Raw genomic sequence first — 20,005 nt, forward strand, 5'->3', positions numbered from 1 at the left:
GGTAGTTGTCTTTATTTATTACTTTAGTGCGCCGATTACAATTCACCAATAAATTACTTTTTTAAGAGTCGAGTACAATTATTATGGCGCTCTTTTTATGGATGTCAGGCGCACTGGCTTCATTTTGCATTCTTGCTATAGGTGCACGTGAATTAAGTGGCGAGTTAACTATTGCTCAATCATTATGTATTCGCAGTGCTATTGGCTTGGTATTTCTCTCGGCTGTTTACTTTATTCGGTCACAAATTTTTAAAGATAAGCAGCAAAAATCACTAGCAAGTCAGCCACGAGTTAATGTGATTAAACTTCATTTGTTTCGCAATGTTTTTCACTTTATTGCTCAATATGGCTGGTTTTTTGGTATTGGCTTACTCCCGCTGGCGGAAGTTTTTGCCTTAGAGTTTACTGTGCCAATATGGACGCTGTTAATTGCGAGTTTCTTTCTCGATGAAAAAGTAACAATGAATAAGTTGATCGCTATATTTCTGGGTACCTTAGGTGTAATTGCCATAGTGCAACCGGGGTACGCTTTAATTGATTATGCCTCTATTATTGTTTTGGGTTCAGCTATTTGTTTTGCCATATCGCATACTACAACAAAGTCATTGGCAAAAACTGAATCTCCGTTAACCATTTTACTCTTCATGTGCATTGTTCAATTACCTATTGGATTATTTTTGTCTTTATCAAGTTGGGTTTGGCCACAAGGTGAACAATGGCTTTGGCTTACTGTGATTGGATTGAGTGCGTTGTCGGCACATTATTGTTTAGCAAAGGCAATGAAATATGCTGAAATAACGACCATTATCACCCTCGATTTTTTCAGGTTACCCCTAATAGCTATGGTAGGCGTGTTTTTTTATAACGAAGCGTTTGAGCTTCCGTTACTTATCGGTGGTGCTTTGATGTTGATTGGCAACCTTGTTGGCGTGCGAGGTTTAACCGCAAAAAGTATTAAGGTAAAGCAGAATATCTAGCGCAAACTCTCTATGAGTTAAGCTGTTCATAATGAAAGAAAAAGAGCGGGATTGCTTTTGTCTTATTTTACATCAATATTCAGAGTTGCTAGTTAAGCTAAAATCACAATTAAAGCATATTAATTAGTTGAGTTATTGGTGGATATTGTGTCAGAGTCTTCGAGCGTATCAGGTTTGTCAGGTGAAAAAATCGTTAGTTACGGTTTGGTATTTTTCGCAAGTTTAGTGATCTTTTTCATCTCGCAAGTTATTCAGTTTTACCTTGGCGCGTATGAGCTTACTACCATGTACATTTCTTTTTGTGCCGGTTTTATTTTATTCATTCCTTTAGTGAGCCTTGTTCTACACCCTCTACTACTAAATAAAGAAGGTAAAAGTGATACTTTTCACTTTAGAACTTTGTTCGCAAATATCGGCTTAGTATGCGTGGTACAGTTTTTATGTTTTCTTATTTGGATGACTGATGCTATTGCTCTGTATAGCTTGTATGTAGATCAAAATTCATTCCTTTCAAAAGTCTTCGATATACAAACACAAGCGCGTGGTGATATGACTTTTGAATTTTATGCTTTTAACTTTGTGCTCGCCTGGTTATTTTCACTGTTATCTATGATTGTCGGCGTATTACCTTGTTTGATTGCTCGTTTAGACAATCGTGGCGTAGTTGGAGATTTTGTTGCTTCTTTTGCCTTTGCTAAAGCGCATAAAGGCTTGATGTGTATGTATGCTTTGATAATTGCTAGCTCAGTGCTATTACCTTTGTTATATGCAAAGTATCTTTTCTTAGTCGTGTTCCCTAGCAGTTTAGTGTGGGTTTTTATTCAGCTAAACAAAAAATATATACAGTCGTCAGTATCAAAATAAACACCACAAGAATAAGGTGAGCTGACAGCAAAAATAACAGTGCTATACAGTAATGACTCAGATGATAAAAGGGTCATCTATACCCGCTCAACTCATCGTGTTTCTATACGGATATGCCCACTCGAGCAGGTGGTAATTATGCGGCGTGTTTCTTTCTAAAAGCGAAGGCTTTCTCACAAGCCGGTAACTCATAAAACAGTGGTGCGCCATTTATTCTGTTACCGTTATATGCTTTTGCTTCACTCAGACAAACAGCTTCACTTTTTTTAAACTTTTGAATACATTCTTGATAAATTTCTTTTCTTCGGGGTGCTAGCGCAATTTGTCTTGCGTCCTCGCAAGCTTGATCTAATTTTGCTTGTTCATCTTTATGTGCAAAGGCAGTGGCACTTAAGCTGTAGATGACAATAACCAGTATAAAAAAACGAAATAAATTACTTGGCATATTGAATTCCTTCTAAAAATTTTTATGTTTGAATCATTGTTGTTCAATAAAACCGCTAAGTCTACTATTAAAAATGTAATATAGTTTTAATAAAGATAAGCAAAAATTGGTTTTTTTGCAGAGGCTTATCTACAGTTATTAATAGTGTAACCGAGGTTTTTATATCAATGAAAAACTAAATAAAGATTTAGTTAAGGGTTAAAATGGAATCATTAAAAATACAAGAATATATGAATCACTACCCAGTAACTTTTACCGAGACTATGTCTGTAGAAGAGGCCACATTACGCTTCTTAAAAACGAAGCAAATTGGCGGACCAGTAGTTGATCAAAACTATAAGGTACTTGGCTTTATTTCAGAAGGGGATGTTTTAGAAAAAATGTTAGAAACCATCTATTTCAATGAAAATGTGGCGATTATTAAAAATATTATGAGTAGGGAGGTACTTTCAGTAAAACCCTACGACAGTATTATTGAGCTAGGGCAAACCATGCGAAAGGATAAACCTAAAGTGTATCCGGTGATTGATGACGATGGTAATCTACTTGGTACTATCTCTCGTAATGAAGTTTTACAAGCTTGTTATAAACACGGTAAGGCAAGGACTTCTATTGAGAAGGAACATGCATCGGTGTGAGTAAATAGCCGTTAAAGTTTTTTCCTACTCTTGTTTTATCTTTTTAAAGGAGCTGTGAAGCTCCTTTTGTGCGTTTAAGAGACTATTTATAATACGTTACTCACTGCCATTTATAGTGTATTACTGTTAAAATATTTCTTTTGATTTTCTATCCGAGTTTGTTTTGTCTGTTTCGATTAAGTCTGTTATTACTTCATTTTCCCATTTACAAAAACTTTTTGAATTATTGCCACAAGCAAAAAAAAGCGATGCTGTACGCTTTAGAAAAAGGTTAATAAATCTGAAAAAAACGATTACTAAAGAGGTTGGACAAAAATCACCGACTGAATTGGCGATGCTATCATTATCAGAAAAGCACATTAAGTTGGTCGAACCGTTACAACAACATATCCTCAGATCTATTCAAGATAAACAACAAAAAATCAGAAGTTTACCTAAAATAACGTATCCCGAAGGTTTACCCATTTCAGAGAATGCTGCGCAAATTTCAGCAGCTATTGATGCTAATCAAGTGGTTATCATTGCGGGTGAAACAGGATCTGGAAAAACTACACAAATTCCCAAGATTTGTCTTGAACTTGGTCGAGGTGTGGATGGTCTTATTGGTCACACTCAACCTAGACGTATTGCCGCTAGAACCGTTGCTAATCGTATTGCGGAAGAGTTAGGCACTAAGTTAGGTGAGCAAGTAGGTTATAAGGTTCGTTTTAATGACCAAGTCAGCGAGCAAAGTTATATCAAATTGATGACTGACGGTATTTTGCTGGCGGAAATGCAAAGGGATAGATTACTTCTTAAATACGACACAATTATCATCGATGAAGCCCATGAGCGTAGTTTAAATATCGATTTTATTTTGGGCTATTTAAAGCAAATACTAATAAAACGACCTGATCTAAAGTTAATCATTACCTCAGCGACCATTGACCCACAACGTTTTGCGAAACATTTCTCTAGTAAGAATGGCTTACCAGCACCTATTATTGAAGTATCAGGAAGAACATTCCCTGTTGAAATGCGCTATCGACCATTAAATGATCGTGCAGTGATTGATGATGACGACCAATCACCGCAAGAAGTTGATATTATCAGTGGTATTTTGTCGGCGGTTGATGAGCTAAGTGACTGCGGTAATGGTGACATTCTGGTTTTCCTCAATGGTGAACGGGAAATACGCGATACTGCTGCTGCGCTAGTTAAAGCTAATTTACGTCATACTAATGTTTTGCCTCTGTATGCTCGTTTAACGGTTAGTGAGCAGAATCAAATATTTAAACCCCACAGTGGACGAAATATTGTATTGGCAACCAACGTTGCTGAAACGAGCTTAACAGTACCAGGTATCAAGTATGTGATTGATCCGGGAACGGCACGTATTTCACGTTACAGTTACCGAACTAAAGTACAACGTTTGCCTATTGAACCAGTTTCACAGGCAAGTGCTAATCAACGCTCTGGCCGTTGTGGACGTGTTTCTGAAGGTATCTGTATTCGTTTATATTCAGAAGATGATTATAAAAGTCGTGCTGAATTTACAGACCCTGAAATTTTACGTACCAATTTAGCAACCGTCATATTGCAAATGCATGCGCTGGATTTAGGTGATATTGCTAATTTTCCGTTTGTTGAAGCCCCTGATAATCGTAATATCACTGACGGTGTTCGTTTATTGGAAGAAATTGCTGCGGTTGAAAGCATAGAAAACGCGGATAAAAACGCTAAGGGTAAAGCTTCGTCAACGGCGACACAGTTGACGAAATCAGGCCGTCTATTAGCAAAGTTCCCTATAGATCCTCGTTTGGCAAAAATGGTCGTCTCTTCCATAGAATTTGGTTGTATCGAACAAATACTGATTATTGTTAGTGCATTAAGTATTCAAGATCCACGAGAAAGACCGCATGAGAAACAACAGCTGAGTGATGAAAAGCATAACCGATTTAAAGATAAGTCATCTGATTTTATAAGCTTACTTAATCTTTGGCAGTATATTAACGAGCAGAAAAAAGACTTAACGCAAAATCAGTTTAGGAAGTTATGTCAGCGCGAGTTTCTTTCTTATGTTCGTTTACGTGAATGGCAAGATATTTTCAGTCAATTAAAACTAACGTTAAAAGAACAGCAAATAACGTTAACGTCGATTGATTATCAGTTTTCTATGCCGAATGTTCAGCAGGGTCAAGCAGCAAGCACAGCAGTAGATAAGACAAAAGAGACAGAGCAAGACTCAGCGTTAACTCCTGTACATCAAGCATTGTTGTCAGGTTTACTTAGTCATATCGGTCAACAGGATGAAAACCGCGAGTATAAAGGAGCTCGGGGAATGAAGTTTTTTATCTTTCCAGGCTCAGCGCTAACTAAAAAATCACCAAAATGGTTAATGTCTGCGGAGCTAGTAGAAACCAGTCGATTGTTTGCTCGTATGAATGCCAAGATTGACCCTTTGTGGCTGGAACCGCTTGCTCAGCATTTAGTTAAGCGAAATTACAGTGAACCTCATTGGGAGAAAAAACAAGGTGCTGTAATGGCCTTTGAGCAAGTAACATTGTATGGCTTAAGTATTGTTAGTAAACGTAAGATCAATTTTAATGTCATTGAACCGGTTACTTGTCGTGAAATATTTATTCGTGAAGCATTGGTCAATGGTGACTGCGTCATTAAAGAAAAGTTTTTAAGCAAAAACCAGCAATTGGTCGAAAGCATAGAAGAGCTTGAACAAAAAGCACGTCGCAGAGACTTTTTAATTGATGAACAGCATTTAGTTGATTTTTACAGTGATAAACTTCCTGATACTGTTAACTGTCAACGTAGCTTCCTCGCTTGGTGGAAAAAAGCTAAACGTGAGAACGAACAGTTATTAGATTTTAGCAAAGCCTTTTTATTGAATGAGTCTTCGGATGAATTAAGTACTATTGAGTACCCTGACGTTTGGCAACAAGATAGTATTACCCTACCGCTAACATATCATTTTAGTCCTGGTGATATTGATGATGGCATCAGTGTTGTATTGCCGATTGCCTTATTAAATCAAGTGCAAGAGGTTGGGTTTGATTGGCTGATCCCTGCACTGCGAGATGAGCTTGCCATCGCACTAATTAAAGCTTTGCCTAAAACATTAAGACGTAATTTTGTTCCCGCACCTAATTATGCACAAGCTTGTTTAGCAGCTATGCCTGCTGAGCAGGGACATTTACAAGATGCGCTAGCAAAACAATTGTTACGAATGACTGGGGTACGATTACCTGAAGATGCTTGGCAGGATATTACCTTACCAATTCACTTAACCATGAATTTTCAAGTAGTCGATGACAAAGGGAAGTTAATAAAGCAAGGCAGAGACCTCAACGAACTTAAAGCTGAACTGCAAGGTAAAGTAAAAGCATCGATTAAACAGGTTGCAGAAAAGGGCATTGAGCAAGCTGATTTAACGAAATGGGATTTTGGTTCACTACCTAAAGGTTATGAAAAGAAAGTTGCCAACATCACTATTAAGGCATTTCCTGCATTGGTTGATCATAAAAATAGTGTTGCTATCGAGCTTTTTGAGCAAGAACAACATGCCCAAGAAGCTATGCTGAAAGGGATTAGCCGACTTATCTTATTGAATATCCCAACACCATTAAAATATTTACAGGAAAAACTACCGAATAAAGCCAAATTGGGTTTGTACTTTAATCCTTTTGGTTCAATCAATGAGTTATTACAAGACTGTATTCAAGGTGCTTGTTTGTCTTTGGTTCAACAATTTTCTCAACACCAAAATAATGGACTGCTTCCTAGGGAAGAAAAGCAATTTGCGAAGTGTTGTGATTATGTTAGAGCTGAAATAGCCGATTGTGTGTTAACTGCAGCCATTAAAGTCGAGCGTGCATTAACGTTGCGTCATGAAGTGACTAAAAAAATGAAAGGCAGTGTGCCTTTAAATGTTATTCAATCTCATGGTGATATAAAACAACAATGCGAGCAGTTAGTATTCAAAGGGTTTGTAACTTACTCAGGTTTGAGCAAACTAGATGATATTATTCGATATTTACAAGGCATGTTACGCCGTTTAGAAAAACTGCCAAGTGACCCTAATCAAGATAGATTAAAGCTTATTGAGGTATCTAAAGTTAACGATATGTATCAAGTGATTATGAGCAAGCAACGTAAGGATAAACCAGTAGACAATGAGTTACTGGCTACCCGATGGTTGATTGAAGAGCTAAGGATTTCATTGTTTGCACAAAATTTAGGTACCTCAGCGCCAATATCAGTTAAGCGTATTTTAAATTATTTAAAAGGTTTTTCTTAACTGAGCGTATACTGAGATAAGGAGTTAAATTCTAGGTCACAAATTAAGCTAATAATCAGTTTGTTATTTAGGTTATTGATTTAAGCAAGCGCTTACTTCTTTATGGCTGCTAGTTGACAGGTCAGTCATTGCTCAGTATAAATAAAAGAGTTAAACATATAAATCTGCTTAGGAGAGCTCATGAAAGATTTTGATGATAAACGCGATTTTTACCGCATGATGTTAAACAGTGAGGTTATTGTTACCGTGATAGATGACGAAGTAAATAGTCAACTGTCGGCGACTTGTCGTGATTTAAGTGCGACGGGAATGGCGTTTGAAATTGAACATCCATTAGCAATATCGACCCATGTAAAAGTGAGAGTTGACTCTGCCAGCAGTCAAATACAAGCGCTTGATATTCGTGGTCGAGTAGTTCGTATTGAAGAAGAGAGTAAGAATTGCTATCTCATTGGTATAACCATTGAAGAAATAGATTAGCAAAATATTTATTGATATATACAAAAGCCAGAGTAAACTCTGGCTTTTTAGTGTTTGGCGTATGGTTCTAGGATTTTATTTAGGGTTAGATTAAACCCTAAAAACTATTAGGGCCTATTGATCTTTCGCGGTTAAATTTTGTTCGAGATAAAAGCGTTTTAATCGAGGCGAGTAGTGTGTAGCCTAGTCACTCTAAGCAAACACTACTCAACAAAGAGTAAAATGTTTTTAGCCGAATCCTTCGGACAGCGGTTTGTTGGCCATTTTTACGGCGTTATCGCCTTTTTATGTGGAACAACCACATGACAAAGGCTCTGCCTTGTATAAATACCCAACAAATCGCAGTAAAAACAATCTCGAAAGTTCAACAGACCCTAGCATAATTCAGCTTAACTACTCAACTTGGCAAACTAAACCTTTCAAATAATAACCTTCAGGGTAATTAGAAGAAATAGGGTGATCTGCTGCTTGTTGTAAGCGCTCAACAAAATAAGCTTTTCTTTTGGCGTCCAATGCGGCATCAGCAACAACTTTTTGAAATAAGCTTGCTTCCATCAAACCTGAGCAAGAAAAAGTCAATAATAAACCACCAGGGTTTAATAGCTGCATAGCGATCATGTTGATGTCTTTATAACCTCGACAGGCGCCAGTTAACTGCGCTTTTGACTCAACAAATTTAGGTGGGTCAAGAATGATCATATCAAAGGTACGCTTTTCTTCACGGTATCTTCGTAATAATTTAAAGACATCTTCTTTAACGAAAGATACATTAGCATCCGATAGGCCATTTAAAGCGAGGTTACGTTCACCCATATCAAGAGCATCTTGTGATACATCGACATTAATCACTTCTTTGGCATTGTTTGCCGCACAGTGTAGTGCGAATGTACTGGTATAAGAAAAGCAATTTAAAACAGTCTTGTCTTTTGCGAATTTACCTGCAGCAAGTCTAGAGTCACGTTGGTCAAGATAAAACCCTGTTTTATGACCTGTAGCGATATCTACATGAATTTTGATGCCGTGTTCTTCAATGATACATTCAGTTGAGTCTTGAGGCTCTGTTAACCAGCCAGTTACCGGCTCTAAACCTTCTTTTTTACGCACATCAACATCTGAGCGCTCATAGATATGACAACCAGGGTAAAGTTCGGTTAAACAGTTAACAATGGTGTATCTATGAAAGTCCGCGCCGGCGCTAAGTAACTGACAAACAATGAAGTTATCATATTTATCAATAGTTACGCCGGGTAAACCATCAGATTCACCAGCAATTAATCGATAACCGGTTAATTTTCCTTGGCTAATAAACCAATCACGTCTTGCTTGAGCACTTTGTAATTTAGCAAAGAAAAAATCACGATCAATTTCTTCATGCTCGTCAAAGCTCCAAACTCTAATTCTTATTTGAGATTCAGGTGAATAGGCACCTTTAGCTAACCAATTACCTTTACTATCGAATACATCAACAGTATCCCCAAGCATCGGGTTACCTTTGATTTTGTTTACTGCTTTCGAAAAAATCCATGGGTGTTTACGTAATAAAGATTTTTCACGACCAACATTTAAAGAAATTCTTGCTGACATAGGTCTATACTTACTTTTAATGAATAAATAACGCTGTATAACACAAGGTCATTTATTCTGTGAAAGAGAAATTTGTGCCGATTTTAGTCAATGACTGGCTAAGGTGCAAACTTTACTGATAATAATACTGATTTAAGAAGAGAAACATGTATGAATGTTAGCTATATTGCGCATATTTCAGGAAGGGTACAAGGGGTTTATTTTAGAGCTTCATCTCAACAACAGGCCATTGAATATAGCTTAAGTGGTTACGCACGTAATTTAGCGGATGGTGATGTAGAGGTGCTCCTCTGTGGTGATGAGGAGAATATAGAGAAAATGCTGCTTTGGTTGGCCCACGGGCCAGAACAAGCAAAGGTAACCGAGATTCAACATGAGAAAGTACCTTGGCAGGAGCATCATTTTTTCTCTATAGGCTAAAGCTACTACTCAAGGTTATTATCTTTCTATTTACTAGGACTAACGCGTTATGGCTTTACAAAGCTAAAGCGCTTTAGTTTTTTACCCTCTCGTTCGATAACCTCATCGAACATGGCCAAAGGGCGCAGCCAAATATCTTCTCTATTATCCGCGGGGTGATAAACCACCATATATTCTTCAGTTTCACTATGTCTAGCAATATGGAGTACTTGGTAGTAACTACCTTTGAAGTGTTGATAAGTGCCGATTTTTAACATTATTTCATCTTATTAGTTATACCAATCCCTAGAACTATTTAATTAAGCGGAATGGTATTAGTTGGAATGGGAAGTTTAAAAGGGGTCTTTTAATACTTTATCAATAAACCATTTACCATCACGCTGGATAATGGCCAGGCGTTTAACGTCTTTCATACGATTGTTTTGATAATAGCCATCAAAGTAGATGGTGATATTTGCATTGTCTTTAAATTGCTCACGTACTTTAACACCAGCACTATCTGGTTTTATTTCAACTTTGTCGTAGGACATATTAAATAAGTGTCGAGCTACTGCTCCAGGCGAACGGTAATGAAGAATAAGACGTGCTAATTGAGGATTACAAACAGAGGCCGCTTTTTCAACGTTCTTTTCATTATAAAGGGCGTCAAAGAAGGCTATAGCAACTAGTTCTGGATCATCAACCGCGGTTATTTTCTTCGAATTATCTTCACCACAAGCTGTTAATAAAGTGATTGAACATAATAACAGTGCTAAAAGACTGTTTTTTAAATAGGGCATGCAAGTAAATCAAAAAAGGTGGGGTTATTATTCAATAGTAGCGTAATTACTTTGCTAAAGTGAAGCTAAATATTAGCGCTAATTTTTAAAAAATAAAAGGCACCTAGGTGCCTTTTATAAAATAGAAGTATAAATTTATGTCAGTAACATATTACTGAACAAGTTCTTTATCGCTAAAGGTTTCAGTAAAAAGTGCACTTGATAAGTAACGCTCAGCTGAACTCGGTAATATCACTACGATATTTTTACCTTTATTTTCAGGACGTTCAGCAAGACGTTTTGCTGCAATAACAGCTGCGCCAGATGAGATGCCAGCAAGAATACCTTCTTCTTTCATCAAACGGTGTGCCATAGCAAAAGCATCTTCATTTGAAACCAGTTCAACAGCATCGACCATATCAAGATCTAAATTGCCAGGAATAAAGCCAGCACCTATACCTTGAATCTTATGAGGACCGGGTGTTAATTCTTCACCAGCAAGGGCTTGAGTAATCACTGGAGAGTCAGTAGGTTCAACGGCTACTGTGGTAATTGCTTTACCTTTAGTTAACTTAAGATAGCGACTTGTACCAGTAAGAGTGCCACCTGTTCCAACACCGGCAACAAAGATATCAACATTTCCATCGGTATCATTCCAGATTTCTGGACCAGTAGTTTCTTCATGAATTTTTGGGTTGGCAGGGTTATCAAATTGCCCTAATAATACATACTTTTCTGGATCTGAATCTTTAAGCTCTTGCGCTTTAGCAATAGCACCGCCCATACCTTTAGCACCATCGGTAAGTTCAACTTTTGCGCCTAACGCAGATAATAACTTACGACGTTCTAAGCTCATAGTGCTAGGCATAGTCAAGGTAATGCCGTAGCCACGTGCCGCAGCAACAAATGCTAATGCGATACCTGTATTACCACTTGTTGGTTCTACAATTTCTTTTCCAGGGGTTAATAAACCTTTTTCTTCAGCATCCCAAACCATACTAGCGCCGATACGACATTTAACACTGAAACTTGGATTTCTGGCTTCAATTTTGGCATAAACATTAGCGCCATTTTCAGAATCAATCACGCGGTTTAATTTAACTAAAGGTGTATTACCTATAGCAGTGGTGTTGTCTTCGAATATTTTAGACATAGTGGTTCCTGTGAATTAGTTACTTTAATAGCTTAATGGTAGCTAGTTGTTATGAAAAAAGAAGTGATATTTTGTTATAACTTATACTGCTATATAGCAAAAAGGTATAGAAAGCTCATTTTCTGATATTACACAAATGTATCATTAGTACTAGGTTCTTTTTGCTTTTAATTGTAAGGAACCTTGTTGGTCAAACAATGATAACTCTTCATTATGAACTTGAAAGCGTTTAACTTTGCTAAGAGATTGTAACAAAATAGCTTCTTGCTCCATCAGTGAAGGAGAACACATTTTTCGAGTGGTTGCTATCGGGGAAATCTTCAAGGTGTTGTTTTGCGTGATATAGCTGGTTGAAATACTATTACATGATGCTGAGCCTGTTAGTTTATTTTCTTCAGTAAAGACTAATTGAGCCTTACTATTACTAATAACAGGTTTACCGTGAATCGAACTAACAATCCAGCTTCCTGGTAATTTTTCTGGAGATGGCAGAGCAGAGGAAGTATTACAAGCGGTTAGTGTTGTCGACATAGCAACTAATAGTACAAGTTGTTTGATATATTTCATAGATATTCCTATATTGCGCTTTGATTCTTAAAATATCAAAACGCGTAAATTATTATATATCCGCTCCAGCTGAATCATGCATCTTCAAGTGGAACGGGTATAATGCCAGTGTTATGCAATTACATATAAAACTCAAGTGTGTAGTGAGTTATGCCCAGACATTAATTATTCTGAGTTGGATGTTATATAGTAATACAAAATACCTTTTATGAATCAGATGAAGTTGTTGGTCAATAAAAGTTGTTGGCGTATAATCTTACTTTTTGTTATCCCCGTTACCTATTAAGGAATAGACTTTGCCTTTCTCTCTAATCGATATTTTAGCTTTATCTGTTTTTATTGTTGCTTGGTATGGCTATACCGTATTTGCACGCAGAAAAGCGAAGACAACTGATTGCATTGCACGCTCATTACATCAGCATAGAATTCATTGGATGTATGAGGTTATTTCGCGTGAAGTGAGGGTTTCAGAAGCCGCTTTACTCGCCAACTTAGAACGTAACATTGCTTTTTTTGCTTCGAGCACCTTGCTAATTCTGGCTGGTATTTTTACCTTGTTTGCAAAAGTAGAAACGTTAGAGATAGTTATTTCATCATTACCTTTTGCGGCTGAGGTAAATCACTTAGCGATACAGTTAAAACTCAGCTTATTAGCTTTTATTTTTGTACTTTCTTTTTTCCAATTTACGTGGTCGATGCGCCAATACGGGTTTTTGAATGTAATGATAGGAGCCACGCCTTTTGATCTTTCAGGCACAAATGAGAATTTAACGGCGTATGCGAAACAAATGGCTATTGTTCAAGATCAAGCTGCTCACTCTTATAACTACGGACTAAGATCTTATTACTTTGCTTTAGCTGCTATGTGTTGGTTTTTCCATCCCTTTTTATTGATATTTATGAGCTTGTGGGTTGTTTATACTTTATATACACGAGAGTTTAATTCTAAGGCTGTTAAAGCAATTACGGCCGCGCAGAGTTTGTTACATCAAGAACGCCAGTTAAAAAATGAGAAAACGCCGAGTGCCTAAACAATATCAAGAGTATTCTATTGAAGATTTTGACAAATTTGATTGCTTAAAATTATCAAAACGTTTTTATTTAGTGTTGTTATTTGTCTTGCGAGGTTATTTAGTCTGGCTTATGTCGGTCACTAATATGAAAGATAGAGTGGCGACCATGCAATGGATATACCCAGAAACAAACTTGTTTTTTTTGAGTTTAGCGTCAGGAGTTATTGGTTTATTTGTTGTGGTAATTATCAGCTTACGTCGGCCAAACTCAGCAAATTGGGTAAAAGTGATTTGGCCTTATTGTCGAACAATGTTGGTGATGGCGTTAATATTTGATTTTAGTATTAACCTTATTGGCTTTTTCTATTGGCAGTTAACTTCGATGTTATGGTTAGTTTGCCAAGGACTGATAGTATCTGCGTTAATTGCCTTATGTTTTACCAGTAAGCGTATGCAAATTAACTTAATCGAATTCCCCCAAGCGTTACCCGAAAAATAATGATCAAAGCTGAATTTAAGAAATAATGTTAACCGTGAAAAATATTACAGAGAAGGCTCACCAGTGAACAATATAACCGATACTCAAGACTCAGAGAAAGATAAGCGATTAATCATTTTAGATACTGAAACTACAGGTATCAACCCGAGAGAGGGACATCGTATTGTAGAAATTGGTTGTGTTGAGATGATCAATCGTCAATTAACGGGTCGAACATATCACGCCTACATAAAACCTCTTGATCAACGTGGCCAAGTCTTTCAGATGGAGCAAGAGGTTATTAATATTCATGGTTTAACCAATGAATTTCTTGCAGACAAACCCATTTTTTCCCAAGTTGTACACGAGTTTATTGATTTTATTCGTGGTGCTGAGTTGGTTATACATAATTCCAAGTTCGATGTTGGCTTTATGGATCATGAGTTTTCTTTGTTTAATTCAATGGGACGCAGCCAAGATAAAGTACCGATGACTGAAGACATCTGTACTATTACCGATACCTTGAAAGTCTCAAAAGATGAACTGGGCTCTCCAAAAACATTAGATTACTTAGCGAGATTTTACCGAGTAGACAAGTTAGTAGACCGGACATATCACGGGGCATTGATTGATGCCCAATTATTAGCGTATGTCTACATTGAGATGACGCGTAAGCAATCAAGTTTCAATTTGTCGTCAGGTGATGGCACTAATGCCGATGCTAATGCAATCAGAAGAGTATCCTCGACTCGTAATAAATTAAAGGTTATTGCTGCTTCGGCCGATGAATTAGTAGCACATACAGAGCGGGTAGCTGTAATCGGTAAAAAAGGAGGGGATCCACTTTGGAAATAAATAAGCATCATTGTTGCAACTTACCATTAATCAAAGCATCAAAGCTGATTGTTTTTATGTTGTCGTTTATTGCAGCATCTAATGCTGGGGCATTTGTTAATAGTGATATAGAAAGTAAGACTGAAAATAATAAGCTTAATAAAACTACTGTTGAATATTATCAAAAAGATAATATAACTAATCAAATACCGTATTTTGATAATCGGTTTCGTCTTGATGCTGATTTAGAAGAAATAACGTTAATATTTTATCGGAAAAGCGGCAGTACCCCTATTATTCTCATCAGACCTGATGGTAGTAAAATCAGAGTTAACCAATTTGATCATGAGAAAGTTCAATGGTTTGATGACAGTACTTTTGACATGATTAAGATTAAAAAGCCCATGCCGGGTCCTTGGCAAGCAGTAGGTGATATTTTACCTAATAGTCAGATATTAGTAATCTCTGATGTAAAAATTGCCGTTGAGCCTTTACCAGACATAGCCTTTTCGGGTGAGACACTAAAAGTTGAAGGTAAACTATTCAATGGCAATGATGCGATAGAAAGTCCACATTTTAAAAATGTTGTCAAATTAGATGTTAACTTTTACAGCACCAATAATTCAAATCATGAAAACTTTGGCGCAGATGCGATTAAAGTAACGTCTTTTCGGGATGATGGTCATGGCTTAGATGAATATGCCAATGACAATACGTTTACAGGGGAGTTTATCCTAGACTTTGCCCCTGGAGAGTGGCAGCCCGTTTACTTGGTGAAATTGCCAATGACAACGCGTGAGCTAAGACAGACACCCATCTTATTACATAAGATACCGGTTGAACTCAGTGTTGTTAAATCTGAAGACCCGGAAAAGCCTCATCAATTGCTCTTAGCTATAGATCCTAGCCATGTCGTTCCTAATAGTCTTGTGTTCCAAGGGAAGTTGACTTTTCCAGACCGACAAACGGAAGCTTTTTCTATTATGGAAGAAACAGGGGAAAGCAGAACTGCCACTATTACTAATACAGAGCCAGGTATATACCGAGTAAATGTCAGTGCCTTTGGAAAAACCATTTCAGGACGAGAGTTTCGATTAGTCGTACCCGAGTTCAGTTTTAATGTAGAAGAAATTAACCAGTTGCTTAATACGGACCGTCAAGTGAATGTTGATGGAACAGTTTCAATAATTGCAACTGCCGATGAACTACTTATTAAAGCCGAACAAGATAGAGCGGAGGCCTTGTTGGTGCAACAACAGGCGAAAGATGAAAAAGATCAAGAAACTATTATAATTATCGCCGCTGGTAATAGTGTCATTATCCTCATTGCTCTTGTTTTGTTTTTTACTTTACGACGCAAAAAAACAAAAAGTAAATAAAGTAATAGCCGCATGGCATTAAATTTGGCGGATATAGATAAAAATAAGCTTGGATTTTCATCATATTGCTCGTCAAATGCTCAAGCAGTAATTTTTATTAAAAAAGGGGTTGACTGCGCCGCGTCATAACCGTATTATCTCGCCGCATTCAACGACATGTTGTTGAAGCAATTAAAGGTCGCAATAGTTGAACTAGTTCAATTAATGTGATTTAGAACAAAAGATGCGGAGTGGTAGTTCAGTTGGTTAGAATACCGGCCTGTCACGCCGGGGGTCGCGGGTTCGAGTCCCGTCCACTCCGCCAATTTTGTTTGAAATCATCATAGTTGATGCGAAGAGAGCTTCGTTAAATACTCAGAGCAAAAAACAGCGGAGTGGTAGTTCAGTTGGTTAGAATACCGGCCTGTCACGCCGGGGGTCGCGGGTTCGAGTCCCGTCCACTCCGCCAATTTTGTTTAAAATCATCATAGTTGATGCGAAGAGAGCTTCGTTAAATACTCAGAGCAAAAAACAGCGGAGTGGTAGTTCAGTTGGTTAGAATACCGGCCTGTCACGCCGGGGGTCGCGGGTTCGAGTCCCGTCCACTCCGCCAATTTTGTTTGAAATCATCATAGTTGATGCGAAGAGAGCTTCGTTAAATACTCAGAGCAAAAAACAGCGGAGTGGTAGTTCAGTTGGTTAGAATACCGGCCTGTCACGCCGGGGGTCGCGGGTTCGAGTCCCGTCCACTCCGCCAATTTTGTTAAAATCATCATAGTTGATGCGGGTTGTAAGTCCTGCTAAAATTTACGCAGTAAAAAAGGTTATAATTATTGAACAAAGTTCATTGAGTATAACTTGCAAACAAAGATCGCGGAGTGGTAGTTCAGTTGGTTAGAATACCGGCCTGTCACGCCGGGGGTCGCGGGTTCGAGTCCCGTCCACTCCGCCAACTTTGTTCAAATCTATAAATATTTCATTTTAAATATAAAATCTCATATTTCTTCAATTATTTTGATATAACCTCCCTATTTTATTCCTTTAAACCCTTCAGTACATATAAAATTAATACTTAGCATCCCGCTATTTTACTAAATACTCTACTGCCATATCTCATAACGTTTTTGCTCTTCATCAATCACTTCTTATTTAAAAGTTATTAGTGCCGAACTCTGTGATTCTAATTAAGTAATTTATCTTTTTACTTTCTCTTATAGTTGAAAGATAAATGCATCGTAACCAAATCAAACAACTTCCATTTAGCTAAAAATACTAAATTATTGGTCCTTTGCGTATGATTTACAGTAATTAAGTATCTTTTAGCTATTAACAAAACACAGATAGTATTAATTTATTTATAATATATTCAATCACTTAAATAAAAACACAAAAAACGCTTGAATTAGTGGTATGACCAGTGCTTTAATCTACTTATATAATTATAAATAGAACATTAAAGTTGTGGAGTAAATAATGCTAAGTTATAAAGCACCGATAGCCGATATTAAATTTTTGATTGAAGATGTTTTCAATTATTATGATCATTATAAAAAATATGAAGAATTTGAAGAAGCCAGTCCTGATTTAGTTGATGCAATTCTACAAGAGTGTGCAAAATTCTGTGAAAATGAACTACTGCCTTTATACCAAAGTGGTGATAAAGAGGGTTGTCAGTTTGATAATGGCAAAGTAATTACACCAAAGGGCTTTAAAGAAGCTTATCAGCAATATGTTGATGGAGGATGGTCTTCATTATCACACCCATTAGAGCATGGTGGCCAAGGGTTACCACCTTCATTAGGTTTAGTTCAATCAGAAATGACTGGTACAGCCAATTGGTCTTGGGCAATGTACCCAGGTCTTAGTCATGGGGCAATGAATACTATCGATGCACATGGTAATGATAAGCAAAAAGAGCTGTATTTAACGCGCTTAATTCAAGGTACTTGGACAGGTACTATGTGTTTAACTGAGCCTCAATGTGGTACTGATTTGGGACAAGTTAAAACGAAAGCAGAACCCAATGGCGATGGTACTTACAATATTACCGGTACAAAAATATTTATTTCTGCGGGTGAGCATGACTTAACCGATAATATTATCCATATCGTATTAGCAAGATTACCCGATGCACCAAAAGGTACACGTGGTATATCTTTATTTATCGTACCTAAAGTAAAAGCTAGTCAAGATGGTACCTTAGGTGATTTTAATAATGTTACCTGTGGCTCGATAGAAGATAAAATGGGTATTAAAGCGTCTGCGACAGCGGTGCTTAATTTTGATAATGCAGTAGGTGAGCTGATAGGTCCAGAAAATAAAGGCTTAGAATGTATGTTCACCTTTATGAATACAGCACGACTTGGTACAGCGTTACAAGGCGTTTGTTCAGCAGAACTTGCTTTCCAAAACTCTTTGATTTATGCCAAAGAGCGTTTATCAATGCGCTCTTTAACTGGTAAAAAATTTCCTGAACAAGTTGCTGACCCAATTATTGTTCACCCAGATGTTCGTAAAATGTTGATGACTCAGAAAGCGATTTCAGAAGGCGGTAGGGCAATGATTTATTACACTGCCAAAATCGTTGATGATATTTCTATGGCAAAAACAGAAGAAGAGCGTCTAGCGGCAGATGATCGTTTAGGCTTTATAACTCCTATATTAAAAGCATTTCTAACTGAGCTTGGCTCTGAAAGTGCTAATCACGGTTTACAAATATTTGGTGGTCACGGTTATATAAAAGAGTGGGGCATGGAGCAAATAGTGCGAGATGTAAGAATCTCTACACTGTATGAAGGAACTACAGGGATACAAGCACTAGATTTATTAGGCCGCAAGATATTAATGACACGCGGTAAGTCTTTAAATGACTTCTCTAAAGAAGTGCTTGGTTTTTGTAAAGATAATAGCTTAATTTCGAGTAACCCACATAAACGTCAAATGAATCGCTTTATTTGGCCGTTAAGTAAGTCTATTGCTAATTGGCAGCAGTACTCAGTACGCCTAGGACTTAAAGCTAAGTCTGATAGAGACATTGTTGGCTCAGCTTCAGTTGATTTCCTAATGTATTCTGGTTATGTCGTTATGGGATATTTTTGGGCTCAAATGGCACAATCAGCCTATGAAAAATTAGCTGGTGATGTTGAAAACCGTGACTTTTATCGTGCGAAAATTAAAACGGCTGAATTCTATTTTGAACGTATATTACCTAGAACAAAATCTTTAGCAAAAACTATGATGGTTGATCCAAAAAGCTTAATGCAACTGGACCAAGAGCTAATGTCTTTTCTTTAACATTAAAGAAAACTACTAAGCTTTACTATAAAAATGCACGGTTTTAACCGTGCATTTTTGTTTAACTAATTTTTCTTGTTTTAAGCTCGCTAATATAGCTCTAAGCTGACCAAGAACTTAATCCGTTTGTTATTCTTATTTTATTGACATAATCCAAGCAATTATTCTGCGTGTTGTTTGTTCAATTAACTCACTATCTATATTTATTTGCTTTGTAAGCTGACCATATTGAAGTTGAGAGAATACGGTATACATTATTTTGGCATCAAGCTCAGGGTTAACTTTGTTGAAAAATTGGCATAGCTGCTCGTAAGGTAATAGTTTTACTGACTCATGCTCTTTAACAAGCACACATAACTCAGGTGTTACTTGAATCTCGGTTAGCATCAATTGTTCTACAGCCAATGATATAGCTTGATGTTTGATATTATCAATTAAATGTTCAGAAGCCATTTCACTCAATTGTAAACACAACTTCTCTTTCACTATCGTTTTTCTCAACTCATTTTTTTCTATATCTGTAACCACGATAAAAGCTGCTTTTAAGAAAGTATCTGTGCGGGATAAAATACGTTCGGAGTTTAATCTAAAAGCTTGATGAATAAGCTCTTGAATGTCTTTAAAGTAATAGGTTGTTAATGATAGTTGTAAGTCCGCATTGCTAGCAATAGCTCTATGGGTAGTACCTTTAATGCCATTGAGCGCTAAAACCTCAATGGCTGCAATAAGAATCTTTTCACGGGTTACTTCGCCTTTAGAGCGGGGTTTTATTGGTGATTTATCGTTAAGTTCAGCCAGTTTTTGGGTGTTTATGTCTTCTACAGGCATCTTGTGCTCTATTTTTATTATTA

Annotated in this window: 18 protein-coding genes, 5 tRNA genes and 1 pseudogene; 17 read left to right on the plus strand and 7 right to left on the minus strand. The window is 37.1% G+C overall.

Annotated elements, in window-relative coordinates; genetic code table 11:
* Window positions 1-83: 83 nt before the first annotated feature.
* Window positions 84-977, plus strand: a complete 894-nt coding sequence (locus tag CPS_RS09970) for a DMT family transporter (protein ID WP_011043058.1) — start codon at window positions 84-86, stop codon at window positions 975-977.
* Window positions 978-1,124: 147 nt separating this feature from the next.
* Complete coding sequence (locus CPS_RS09975) at window positions 1,125-1,841, plus strand: hypothetical protein (RefSeq protein WP_041736892.1); 717 nt, start codon at window positions 1,125-1,127, stop codon at window positions 1,839-1,841.
* A 136-nt stretch (window positions 1,842-1,977) separates the two neighbouring features.
* Here CPS_RS09975 and CPS_RS09980 read toward each other — a convergent pair whose 3' ends face one another.
* Window positions 1,978-2,286 (minus strand): hypothetical protein, encoded by a 309-nt coding sequence (locus tag CPS_RS09980; protein WP_011043060.1) that lies wholly within the window; start codon window positions 2,284-2,286, stop codon window positions 1,978-1,980.
* A gap of 203 nt (window positions 2,287-2,489) precedes the next feature.
* Between CPS_RS09980 and CPS_RS09985 the strand changes: the two genes are divergently transcribed.
* The 4 genes and pseudogenes from CPS_RS09985 to CPS_RS24085 all read left to right on the plus strand — a co-directional run bounded on the left by CPS_RS09985 (window position 2,490) and on the right by CPS_RS24085 (window position 8,122).
* Entirely contained in the window at window positions 2,490-2,924 is a 435-nt protein-coding gene (locus CPS_RS09985) for a CBS domain-containing protein (protein WP_011043061.1), read from the plus strand.
* A 163-nt stretch (window positions 2,925-3,087) separates the two neighbouring features.
* Window positions 3,088-7,215: an ATP-dependent RNA helicase HrpA gene (hrpA, locus tag CPS_RS09990; RefSeq protein ID WP_011043062.1), complete on the plus strand. Its 4,128-nt coding sequence runs from the start codon at window positions 3,088-3,090 to the stop codon at window positions 7,213-7,215.
* A 180-nt stretch (window positions 7,216-7,395) separates the two neighbouring features.
* Window positions 7,396-7,695 (plus strand): PilZ domain-containing protein, encoded by a 300-nt coding sequence (locus tag CPS_RS09995; RefSeq protein WP_011043063.1) that lies wholly within the window; start codon window positions 7,396-7,398, stop codon window positions 7,693-7,695.
* Window positions 7,696-7,869: 174 nt separating this feature from the next.
* A pseudogene (locus CPS_RS24085) lies at window positions 7,870-8,122 on the plus strand (hypothetical protein).
* Here CPS_RS24085 and CPS_RS10000 read toward each other — a convergent pair.
* Window positions 8,089-9,279, minus strand: coding sequence for a class I SAM-dependent methyltransferase (locus tag CPS_RS10000; protein ID WP_011043066.1), 1,191 nt, complete (start codon window positions 9,277-9,279; stop codon window positions 8,089-8,091). The pseudogene CPS_RS24085 and the gene CPS_RS10000 sit on opposite strands and share 34 nt — an antisense overlap.
* Before the next feature lie 150 nt (window positions 9,280-9,429).
* Between CPS_RS10000 and CPS_RS10005 the strand changes: the two genes are divergently transcribed.
* Window positions 9,430-9,699 carry an acylphosphatase gene (locus tag CPS_RS10005; RefSeq protein WP_011043067.1) on the plus strand — a complete coding sequence of 90 codons (270 nt, stop codon included), beginning with the start codon at window positions 9,430-9,432 and terminating at the stop codon, window positions 9,697-9,699.
* Between the two features lie 47 nt (window positions 9,700-9,746).
* Here the strand turns inward: CPS_RS10005 and CPS_RS10010 are convergent, their stop codons facing one another.
* The 4 genes from CPS_RS10010 to CPS_RS10025 form a co-directional block, all read right to left on the minus strand.
* Window positions 9,747-9,956, minus strand: a complete 210-nt coding sequence (locus CPS_RS10010) for a DUF1653 domain-containing protein (RefSeq protein ID WP_011043068.1) — start codon at window positions 9,954-9,956, stop codon at window positions 9,747-9,749.
* A 75-nt stretch (window positions 9,957-10,031) separates the two neighbouring features.
* Window positions 10,032-10,478 (minus strand): hypothetical protein, encoded by a 447-nt coding sequence (locus CPS_RS10015; protein ID WP_011043069.1) that lies wholly within the window; start codon window positions 10,476-10,478, stop codon window positions 10,032-10,034.
* 151 nt (window positions 10,479-10,629) lie between these two features.
* Window positions 10,630-11,610 carry a cysteine synthase A gene (gene cysK / locus CPS_RS10020; protein WP_011043070.1) on the minus strand — a complete coding sequence of 327 codons (981 nt, stop codon included), beginning with the start codon at window positions 11,608-11,610 and terminating at the stop codon, window positions 10,630-10,632.
* A 150-nt stretch (window positions 11,611-11,760) separates the two neighbouring features.
* Window positions 11,761-12,177, minus strand: a complete 417-nt coding sequence (locus CPS_RS10025) for an META domain-containing protein (RefSeq protein ID WP_011043071.1) — start codon at window positions 12,175-12,177, stop codon at window positions 11,761-11,763.
* A 296-nt stretch (window positions 12,178-12,473) separates the two neighbouring features.
* On the opposite strand from CPS_RS10025, the gene CPS_RS10030 reads away from it, so the two are divergent.
* From CPS_RS10030 to CPS_RS10075, 10 genes are all read left to right on the plus strand, one after another.
* Window positions 12,474-13,208, plus strand: coding sequence for a DUF599 domain-containing protein (locus CPS_RS10030; RefSeq protein WP_011043072.1), 735 nt, complete (start codon window positions 12,474-12,476; stop codon window positions 13,206-13,208).
* Window positions 13,201-13,689 carry a DUF2919 family protein gene (locus CPS_RS10035; RefSeq protein WP_011043073.1) on the plus strand — a complete coding sequence of 163 codons (489 nt, stop codon included), beginning with the start codon at window positions 13,201-13,203 and terminating at the stop codon, window positions 13,687-13,689. The genes CPS_RS10030 and CPS_RS10035 overlap by 8 nt, the downstream gene beginning before the upstream one ends.
* A 63-nt stretch (window positions 13,690-13,752) precedes the next feature.
* Window positions 13,753-14,523, plus strand: a complete 771-nt coding sequence (gene dnaQ, locus CPS_RS10040; RefSeq protein ID WP_011043074.1) for a DNA polymerase III subunit epsilon — start codon at window positions 13,753-13,755, stop codon at window positions 14,521-14,523.
* Window positions 14,514-15,881 carry a TIGR03503 family protein gene (locus CPS_RS10045; RefSeq protein WP_011043075.1) on the plus strand — a complete coding sequence of 456 codons (1,368 nt, stop codon included), beginning with the start codon at window positions 14,514-14,516 and terminating at the stop codon, window positions 15,879-15,881. The genes dnaQ and CPS_RS10045 overlap by 10 nt, the downstream gene beginning before the upstream one ends.
* 227 nt (window positions 15,882-16,108) lie before the next feature.
* Window positions 16,109-16,185: transfer RNA gene (locus CPS_RS10050), tRNA-Asp, on the plus strand.
* Window positions 16,186-16,252: 67 nt separating this feature from the next.
* Window positions 16,253-16,329, plus strand: a tRNA-Asp gene (locus CPS_RS10055).
* Window positions 16,330-16,396: 67 nt separating this feature from the next.
* Window positions 16,397-16,473: transfer RNA gene (locus tag CPS_RS10060), tRNA-Asp, on the plus strand.
* A gap of 67 nt (window positions 16,474-16,540) precedes the next feature.
* Window positions 16,541-16,617, plus strand: a tRNA-Asp gene (locus tag CPS_RS10065).
* A 118-nt stretch (window positions 16,618-16,735) separates the two neighbouring features.
* Window positions 16,736-16,812 (plus strand) — tRNA-Asp (locus CPS_RS10070).
* A 521-nt stretch (window positions 16,813-17,333) separates the two neighbouring features.
* Window positions 17,334-19,154, plus strand: coding sequence for an acyl-CoA dehydrogenase C-terminal domain-containing protein (locus tag CPS_RS10075; protein ID WP_011043077.1), 1,821 nt, complete (start codon window positions 17,334-17,336; stop codon window positions 19,152-19,154).
* A 135-nt stretch (window positions 19,155-19,289) separates the two neighbouring features.
* Here CPS_RS10075 and CPS_RS10080 read toward each other — a convergent pair whose 3' ends face one another.
* Entirely contained in the window at window positions 19,290-19,982 is a 693-nt protein-coding gene (locus tag CPS_RS10080) for a TetR/AcrR family transcriptional regulator (RefSeq protein WP_011043078.1), read from the minus strand.
* Window positions 19,983-20,005 lie beyond the last annotated feature (23 nt).

This window comes from Colwellia psychrerythraea 34H, assembly GCF_000012325.1.
Taxonomy (GTDB): domain Bacteria; phylum Pseudomonadota; class Gammaproteobacteria; order Enterobacterales; family Alteromonadaceae; genus Colwellia; species Colwellia psychrerythraea_A.

Bases quoted from the DNA above. Each gene is read 5' to 3' on its own strand.
- CPS_RS09970 (WP_011043058.1), top strand. From the start codon at position 84: ATGGCGCTCTTTTTATGGATGTCAGGCGCACTGGCTTCATTTTGCATT.
- CPS_RS09980 (WP_011043060.1), bottom strand. From the start codon at position 2,286: ATGCCAAGTAATTTATTTCGTTTTTTTATACTGGTTATTGTCATCTAC.
- CPS_RS09985 (WP_011043061.1), top strand. From the start codon at position 2,490: ATGGAATCATTAAAAATACAAGAATATATGAATCACTACCCAGTAACT.
- CPS_RS09995 (WP_011043063.1), top strand. From the start codon at position 7,396: ATGAAAGATTTTGATGATAAACGCGATTTTTACCGCATGATGTTAAAC.
- CPS_RS10000 (WP_011043066.1), bottom strand. From the start codon at position 9,279: ATGTCAGCAAGAATTTCTTTAAATGTTGGTCGTGAAAAATCTTTATTA.
- CPS_RS10005 (WP_011043067.1), top strand. From the start codon at position 9,430: ATGAATGTTAGCTATATTGCGCATATTTCAGGAAGGGTACAAGGGGTT.
- CPS_RS10010 (WP_011043068.1), bottom strand. From the start codon at position 9,956: ATGTTAAAAATCGGCACTTATCAACACTTCAAAGGTAGTTACTACCAA.
- CPS_RS10015 (WP_011043069.1), bottom strand. From the start codon at position 10,478: ATGCCCTATTTAAAAAACAGTCTTTTAGCACTGTTATTATGTTCAATC.
- cysK (WP_011043070.1), bottom strand. From the start codon at position 11,610: ATGTCTAAAATATTCGAAGACAACACCACTGCTATAGGTAATACACCT.
- CPS_RS10025 (WP_011043071.1), bottom strand. From the start codon at position 12,177: ATGAAATATATCAAACAACTTGTACTATTAGTTGCTATGTCGACAACA.
- CPS_RS10075 (WP_011043077.1), top strand. From the start codon at position 17,334: ATGCTAAGTTATAAAGCACCGATAGCCGATATTAAATTTTTGATTGAA.
- CPS_RS10080 (WP_011043078.1), bottom strand. From the start codon at position 19,982: ATGCCTGTAGAAGACATAAACACCCAAAAACTGGCTGAACTTAACGAT.